At 35.2% G+C, this 8,401-nt stretch carries 7 protein-coding genes; 1 reads left to right on the forward strand and 6 read right to left on the reverse strand.

Annotated elements, in window-relative coordinates; translation table 11 throughout:
* From RWU19_RS02910 to RWU19_RS02925, 4 genes are all read right to left on the reverse strand, one after another.
* Nucleotides 1-1,664: FUSC family protein (locus RWU19_RS02910; RefSeq protein ID WP_316032184.1), on the reverse strand; the 1,664-nt coding region annotated here is incomplete at its 3' end.
* A gap of 710 nt (nucleotides 1,665-2,374) precedes the next feature.
* Nucleotides 2,375-3,592 carry an IS110 family transposase gene (locus RWU19_RS02915; RefSeq protein ID WP_123837730.1) on the reverse strand — a complete coding sequence of 406 codons (1,218 nt, stop codon included), beginning with the start codon at nucleotides 3,590-3,592 and terminating at the stop codon, nucleotides 2,375-2,377.
* Between the two features lie 408 nt (nucleotides 3,593-4,000).
* Nucleotides 4,001-4,387 carry a YxeA family protein gene (locus RWU19_RS02920; protein WP_002329373.1) on the reverse strand — a complete coding sequence of 129 codons (387 nt, stop codon included), beginning with the start codon at nucleotides 4,385-4,387 and terminating at the stop codon, nucleotides 4,001-4,003.
* A 267-nt stretch (nucleotides 4,388-4,654) separates the two neighbouring features.
* Complete coding sequence (locus RWU19_RS02925) at nucleotides 4,655-4,804, reverse strand: hypothetical protein (RefSeq protein WP_002293931.1); 150 nt, start codon at nucleotides 4,802-4,804, stop codon at nucleotides 4,655-4,657.
* Nucleotides 4,805-5,251: 447 nt separating this feature from the next.
* Here RWU19_RS02925 and RWU19_RS02930 point away from each other — a divergent pair, with 447 nt between their 5' ends.
* A complete protein-coding gene (locus RWU19_RS02930; protein WP_002329372.1) occupies nucleotides 5,252-5,464 on the forward strand; it encodes a hypothetical protein in 213 nt (70 codons plus the stop codon).
* A gap of 277 nt (nucleotides 5,465-5,741) precedes the next feature.
* On the opposite strand, the gene RWU19_RS02935 is transcribed toward RWU19_RS02930, so the two are convergent.
* Nucleotides 5,742-7,541, reverse strand: coding sequence for a glycerophosphodiester phosphodiesterase (locus tag RWU19_RS02935; RefSeq protein WP_316002802.1), 1,800 nt, complete (start codon nucleotides 7,539-7,541; stop codon nucleotides 5,742-5,744).
* Nucleotides 7,542-7,667: 126 nt separating this feature from the next.
* The gene (locus tag RWU19_RS02940; RefSeq protein ID WP_002329369.1) at nucleotides 7,668-8,264 is read right to left on the reverse strand and encodes a TVP38/TMEM64 family protein; all 597 of its coding nucleotides are present in this window, start codon (nucleotides 8,262-8,264) and stop codon (nucleotides 7,668-7,670) included.
* Nucleotides 8,265-8,401 lie beyond the last annotated feature (137 nt).

Raw genomic sequence — 8,401 nt, forward strand, 5'->3', positions numbered from 1 at the left:
ATATTAATAAGTTCATCGGTATTTTTTTTGTCTTTAATTAGTGTATCTACCGAGGTATCATTATATTTAGGAGATTCAAGAATAATTTCTTGAATAGACCGATTTACTCTACCTTGAATTCTATAAGTAATCAGCCACATATCAGTAAGTGGTTTTTGTATAAGCTTTTTATTAGATAAGTTAGATAGTATAGAGTTTAAATTAATCGACCAAGTATTCAGATTTCTACGCAAAACTTGAATATGCCAAGTTGGAAAAATAAAAAATATGACAAAGGCAAGAAGAGCACCCACTATTACATCTGTTAATCTAGTGAATCCTGCAGTGTTTCCGCCAAGCGTAAAAGTTAGCCAAGTTGTGACACTGAACATTACAAATGCTTGACTAAGCTTTCGTACTGTTTCATATAAGATTACTAGAGTACTAGCTATAATCATAAAAAATAATAAATTTAATCCAAATAAGCTAGCAAGTAATTGGTGCAAAAAGATTCCAGTAAATGCACCTAATATAGATCCTAAAGTACGAGACATAATTTTTCCTAAAGTACCGTGATAACCTGGCATTACCATCAAGCATCCTGAAAGCACAACCCAGAATTCATGATTAGCTAAAGGGAGGGGATAGATAGAATTTAATAGAATGGAACTAAGATGACAAATGACTCCTGTTAACATAAGTCTTAAAGCAAATCTAGAAGAGCTACCTTTATATGATAAGAAAATCTCTCTAAGCTCTGCAATGCCTTCTTTGTTAGGAAGCAGATAGTGTAGCAATGAAGACTCAGTTGCACTTTTATTTTGAACTATATTTAATGCCTTCTTTATTTCAGGACTGACTAATGCTGAATCAAAAAGCGTATTTGAAGACATGCCTCTGAGTGTGGCTATAATTTGTTGTAATGCAATTCTGTTTTCTGAATTTTTTTGCCAATAGATAGAGCTAGCAATTAAATCTGCTTGAGCTATTAGTTCATATATCCATGGCGTTTTTTTATGATAAATTTTTGGCATGGTTTCAATATATTCACGTGCTTGGATACGAGTGTGTATATAATTCGATGGCTTTTCTTGAGCGATTAGATACAACTGCTCATATAAATTACTAACAATAATCTTCGATTGATCATTTTCACTAGTAAAAATACAGTAAGTTAAAGCTACAATACTCATACCAAGTATTAAAGCACCCAAACCTTTCAACACATCAAAAGCAGGTAATTCTCCTCGCAATTGAGCTCCAGCAAGCAGACTAATTGAACCTAATAAACAGCGTACATACATTCCAATGCTAAAATTTCTAACAATACCAGAACAGTATAAGCTTATAGAGAATAAAAGTATAATCAGAATTGAAAAAGATTGTAGATAAATTCCTATTGAGGCCCCTAATGCAATTAAGAAAATACCTACAAGGGTACTCTTTTCAGGTCTTCCATGTCGAGGAAGAATACAGTTAATTGTACCCAAAAGACTACCTACATTCACTAATATAAAAGCTAGGGGACTTATAGTCGTCAAACCTATTCCTACAATGTTAGCTAATATAATTCCAAAAACTAGAGACAACCAATCGTGAAGATCGTCAAAAGAAAAAATTGGTCGAGTGTATGCCCACGTAGATTGTATAATCAAACTACTGAAACTCTTAAGGTTTGTTTTCATCAGATAAGACCCCTTGAAATATTTTATATTAATTTTAAATTCTTATACTATTTAATTTTATTCCAGTATACACCTGTAAATATATACGTCAATATAGTGTATATTTCTATTTAAAAATTAAACGTATTTCTTATTAAAGAGGGCTAAGATAATTGTGAATAGAATTTTTGTAATAAAAAAGTTTGCGAAGTATATAAAAAATAGAAAAACTAGTGATAGTTTTGGTGATAGTGATATTAAAAATCAGAAAAGATAGAAAAAGCAGGAGATAGATAAAATGCTGATGTTTCAGCGTTTTCTAACGGTATAAAAGAGAAAAAAAGTAATAAATGTATACATGATATAAGAAAAACATGTTCGCACTTCTAGGCAAACCAGGCTTTGAAGACCTTGCGAAAGAATTGAACGAACGCCTGTAAAATAAGGGTTTCTCGCTAGATTTAAAAAATCAGTGATAGAAACATGTTGGCTTTGAAATAAAAGCTGGTACCCATTTAGGTGCTTAACACATATTAACACCGTTTATTCGGAAAAAGGGGGCTGTGACAAGAATTTTGTCACAGCCCCTTGTTCCTACGATTAGTCAAGTAAAAGATGTAATAAAAATAGCTCGTAAACAAAAGCGAAAAAATCAAGGCACACCAAATAAAGCCCCGTTCGTAAAAAATTTTCGATCTGGGCAAAGAAGTGGTATACTGTAAGTGGTTTAGTTAATGGTCCACTGAGACCGCGTACGCATAGTCGTACTCTGTATGTGCCCTAACCATAGCGTGCATACATTTCAGAAGCTTGTTCATACAAGCAACTGTGGCAACCTTATCTTTCTTAGGGATAGGTTGCTTTTTTAATTTGTAGTAATAATCGACAATATGATTAGGAGCTGCGCGTTGCTGGCGAATCATATTTCGAATGGTGAAGAAAATAATTTTCCGTGCTTTGGGATTACCACGCTTATTGATGCGGTCTTGGCCAGTATACTTACCTGAATGATACCGTCGGATGTCGATTCCGACAAAGGCATTCAATTGTTTATGGGTTTTAAATCGTGTGATATCTCCTAATTCACCGAGCAATAAAGCGGCTGTGAGTGCGCCGATCCCAGGGAATGTTTTGTACAACGAAAAGCAAGGAGAGCCTTCGGCTTTTTTGATCATTTGTGTCGCCAGTGCTTCTTTTTGTTCGAGTAAATCTTGGAGAAGTTCGGCGTAATAGATCGTTTTTTGACAGTGGATACTGTCTTTTTCAACAGCTGGATAGGCACACTGTGCATAGTGGATGATTTGATCTGCCTTTTGCTCGGCACGATTCGCGGAGATTTTTTTCCGTGTTTCGTTGATCAGTTTATTTTTTATTTTTGTCCGAGTAGATGCCAATACAAAATCTGGATGGGGAAAAAGACGGATCAATGTCAATGCGTAAGGGGTCAGCCTGTTTGAAAAGAACTGTTCAAGCTCTGGAAAAGTCAACTGAAGGCAGTTGTGTAAATCCATGCGCAGTCGAGTGATTTTCTTCTCAATTTCTTGATAAAAACGGGCTAAATCGCGCATCTCTAAGTAAAAATTGCTTTGTACTTCTTTTGGTTGACGTTGATTTTTAAGATGAGTCTGTGCGAGCCGATGGGCATTCGATTTATCTGTTTTCCAACTGCGTAAAGTGCTTTCTTCCATCTGTTTTTTCGCTTCTAACGGGTTTAACAAACAGTAAGAAAAGTGATGATCTTGAAAGAACTTTTCGACTGGTCTGGAATAAATCCCCGTTGCTTCAAAAACAATCAATGGACGTTCAGGCAAGTGCTGGATCTCTTCGAGTAATGCATGAAATCCTCTTTGAGTGTGTTCGATCTCGTCTTCAAATAAGCAGGTGTCGTCTTTGTATAGGACACTGTAGCTGTGTCCCATTGAAACATCTAATGCAAGAATGTAAGGCATTTGTATTCCTCCTTTTTAAGTGTTGAAAGAACTTTACTGCTTCATTTCGATTCCAATTTCCTATACACGGGCTCATGGCCCCAACATACGTAAACCTGATTCTAAAATGACAGTAAAGAAGTTGGGTTTTTGATAGGGACTCGTAGTCCTCGGGACTTTGTTCGAACTTTCTTTCACTCTTCACTATAATCTAAAAATAGAAAATAGAGGGGAACATCATTCGTCAATGATGTTCCCCTCTAATCTTAGTATGTTTTGTATGGGAATCGATTCATTGCCTTGTTCTTTAGTTAAGGGCTGGAAGAACAGGAAAGTGACTTCGAAGACCAATTCTATTTTTTTGTTTTCTAAAATCGACAAACAAAAAAGCACTCAAATCGAGTGCTTTTTTACGATATTTTCTTAGTCTTAAGATAGCCCTAATTTGTCTTTTATAGATGAAGGTACTTTATCGCTAGTGATTACTTTTTTCTCTATAATTCGCTTTTCGCTTGCTTTCAACTGCAAGATTGTTCCTTCGGGATAGGCAGAACCATTAGCAGAGTCGCCAGAAGTAATGACATCAAAATCCAATTGTCTTTTTTCACCGTTTTCAGCGTACGCATCTACGTTATATTTAAACCCTTTTCCAATTACTTCTCCATTATCTGCTTTAATATCAGTTTCTGCAGGCATCGGTGCTTTGATTACTGCATAATAATCTTTTCCTACATAAGTAGACTGATAGTAGTCCCAGCCTTTCCATCCTATAAAAGCAATCAATATGATAACGATCAACCCTAAAATTTTTTTCATGAAAGATCTCCTTTTTTATTTTTATTATATTAAATATTATACAGATAATAACGGAATATTATCATCGAAACAGCTAACAAAATTGTCATAAAAAACGAGATGGTTGATATTAGAACTTGTGTTTTTGTTTAGGTCTAGAGATAAAGAGATACAATTTCCAAATATATGTAATGAATACAAAAAGACGTCTGTCGCGGATCACCGTTACAAACGTCTTTTATTGATTTTCCGAGATCTCATCAGTCGCCATTTGGAATGGGTCACTCCTTATCTAGATTCATTTAATGCTCGGACTGCTTGTTCAATTGTAATACCAAACGCAACGTTATTTTCGTTTTGGGCATCAATCGCCATAAAACGGTTAGAAGTTGTATCAAAGGCTACGCGGTATTGCATATTTGTTTTTGTAAACGTCATAAAATTCATCTCCTTTGTAATGTAATTCAGTTCTTGAAAGTTTCCTTTAAACTTTCGAACCTATAACAAGTTTAGCATCGTCCGTTTTTTCATGCAATTAAAAAGCATTTATCACTTTTCTTGTTTACTTTTTCTTAAATCAATTAGCTGTTTTCTTTCAAGCCAATAAGTAGTCCAACCATCAACGTTACAAAGACTATTGCTTGGATATAGATCATATGCTCACCCCCTGTAAATAATTTAGCAGGATAATGAAAAGAACACACGAACAACATAGGAATATAAACAAACGTTTTTGTCACAACATCTAGAATTATGATAAGAAAATAGTTATCTAAAAAGTAAAAAATAAATCAAATAAAAATAAAAAAATAAAATAAAACGTTTTCAAGTGGAGAGAGATTTGTTATTATAAAATAAAGAAAAACAAAGAAAAGAGGGAATGAAATGGTAAAAGCAGAAGTAGGAAGAACTTATATATGCAAACCGATCGGCGTATCTCACGAACTAATCGGCTGTATTGAACGTACATATAACAACACGGCTGTCGTGTATGTTGAAAGTTATGACCAACGAGACCATCCAATCATCCATGAAAGCAAGTACCGCATGCTCGTAAAATTCTGTGATATTAGTGCACCTGCTGAATTGGTTTCTTAAACAGTATTTTTGAGAATTCGCAAGAACTCCCTTATAATATAAATAAAGACAGAAGGGAGCGAGAAGATATGCCAAAAAGAAAAAGTTCAGGGAAAATGGGAATTATTCTTGCAGTGATCTCTGCAATTCCTGCTATTTTATCTATTGTTCGTGCGATGAAGGAATCAAGAGAAAGTTAAGGACACGTTATGAATGTCAAACAAAAAACGCATATACCTGCGGTAACAGGTTATGCGTTTTTTGTTGTATAAAGGCTTATTTCATCAACTATTTTTGATTAGCCAACACCCAAAACAAAATTTAGTAGCTTGTCTGAATAAGTGATTTCTTCATCTGTTTGTTTCACACTTTCATTTAGTAGTCCCATCTCATCGGTTATGATACCATCCACACCATAAAACATCATGCGACTCATAGCATCTGAATCGTTGATTGTCCATACATATACTTTTTTTCCATCTTGATGGGCAGAATTAATGAAGTTACGATTGATCGTACTATACTCCATTGTCAAAAAATCAGCAGGCGTTACGGGTGGTCCAATGATATTGAAAGGCAAGATATAGCCCACATAGAAGTTTGGTTCTGCTTCTTTTAAATCAGAAACAGTTTGATACGTCAAACTTTGCAAAATATGATGATTCTCTAAGATCGCTTTGCGGTATTTCTGAACAAATCGTTCGACCAGGTCATCCGAATCTTTTTTAGAGGTCTTGATCTCAATAAGTAATTTTTGGTTCAATTCCTGCGCTTTTTCTAAATAAGAATCAAAAGAACACACAGGGGCTTGGAACCCATTTTCAGTAACCGTAAGATTTGTCAATTCTTTCAATGTCAAATCCTGTGGTGTTCGATTTACCCCTGTTAAGTGACGAAGATTTGCATCATGCATCACTACGAAACGGCCATCTTTTGTTTCCTGCACATCCATCTCTATATAATCAGGATGATAGTCTCTGCTTGTTTTTTCAAGTGCTTCTAAAGTATTTTGCGCCCCATTTTGCGTACTTACACCTCTGTGAGATACAGTCACTGGTTTTGTCTGAACTGCCGAAGTCAGATAATCCATATTGTAAAGACAAACGCCAATACCGAAAAAAACTGCAAAAAGGGTCAAACCAGTGTTTTTCAGCGCAGACAAACGCACGTTGGGTGTTTGAGGCGTAAACCACTTGGGAATCTCTGGTAAGAAACCTTCGTCATCCATGAAATCAACGATGATATAAAAAATTCCTACAGTAGACATCACGATATTGAATAATAAAATTCCTTGTAAAAGCGTCATCGCAAATACAGCGCTGATCAATGCGTAATTCGGGAAAAATTCTTCAACAACACTTTGTGCCAAAATAACAACGATATATCCCAAAGAAGAAAGAAGTAAAATCGTACCGCCAATCACAATAAATTGCCCCATGATGGCAAAAAGACGTGATTTGGTCAGCAACCAGCTTTCTCGAATGGATGCTCGAAAAGGTCGATCTCGTAAAATCATTTCAGGTAAAGCGAAAATCAAACGAATCCCAATATAGCCAAGAAAAATGTAAACGAGTAAAAAGGAACTGACGACGATCCAGCGGTTAGCAAAAATAAAATCCATGATAAAAGCAGGAATTTTTATTTTTGACAGTAAATCAGAATTGAAACTTAACCCGCTGATCGGTAGAATCAATAAAAAATAAGCAAGAAAAAACAAAAAAGTAATAGGTCTCACTTTTTTCAGTTGAAGTATCGTCAAGTGCAAGAGCTGCTTTAAAGAAACCGGTTCTTTCTTTTTAATAAAAAAGACGCTCATCAGAAGAAATGCAAATTCGAAATAAACCAATAGTAAAATCGTCAGTAAAACGGCGATTAACGACAGAAGAACTCCAGGATGCTGAGAGAAAATCAAAGGAATATTGTCATAAGACAAATAGTCAATTGCTCCTCGGTGCAAAATAAAACGAGTCGTACTGCTCAATAAGGGTAAACAAATAAATAAAATAAAGCCATGCATCAGCAAGACATCACGGAAATAAGCTTGTGTTCCTTTCAAAAAATCCCACGTGTTGCCTAAGCTACGTTTCAAATAATTCATCCTATCACCTACTTTCACATTGTAGCGCAAATCCAATGAAAAAGGAAAGGGCGCAATGTATCTTGCAGACCCTTTCCCAGAATTAACATTGGTAATCAATCAATAACTGATTTTGCAAAATAAATATTAACCAAGCAGACCACTTAGATATTGTCCTCCATAAATCAAAGCCATACTGTATAAGAAAATCGATAGTGGTTTAGCAATCAAAATAATCAGTGTATATCGTTTCACTGAAATGTTTGTCAATCCAGCCATCAAACATAACGCATCATCCGGAGCAACCGGAAGAAAAATAGCTAGAGCAAACAGCTTTTCAAAGCGGTTTTGATTGTCTAACCAGCCAATATATTTGTTATAGGTCTTATCGCTGATCATGGAAAGAATGAATGGTTTTCCGTAACGTCGTCCTAGAAGAAAGATAATAATCGAACCAATACAGATTCCAACATAGTTGTAAATAAAGCCAGCATAAGGACCAAATATCAGGACACCCGCTGCAGTGCTGATTCCTCCAGGAATAATTGGAATAACCACTTGCAAGATTTGGATGAAGATAAAAATGACCGGACCTAGAATGATCGAATCACCTACTAATCCTCTTAAAGCATTCAAATCTTTGAAAACACCTAAATTAATAAAATAAATCGTCAGCGCGATTGATAGACCTAATCCGATAATGGAAATGAAATTTATCAGTTTTCGAGAGGCAGCAATATTCATTATTCATCAACTCCTTAGAGGTTCTTTGATATCTATACTTTACTAGAAAAGCAACTGTCTGCGCCACTTTTTAAGATGACAGAAAACAAACAATTTTGTAAGTTCATCATACGTTCATTATAAGTATAAAAGAATAA

Source organism: Enterococcus sp. 2STP (assembly GCF_032465635.1).
GTDB classification, from domain to species: Bacteria; Bacillota; Bacilli; order Lactobacillales; family Enterococcaceae; genus Enterococcus_B; species Enterococcus_B lactis.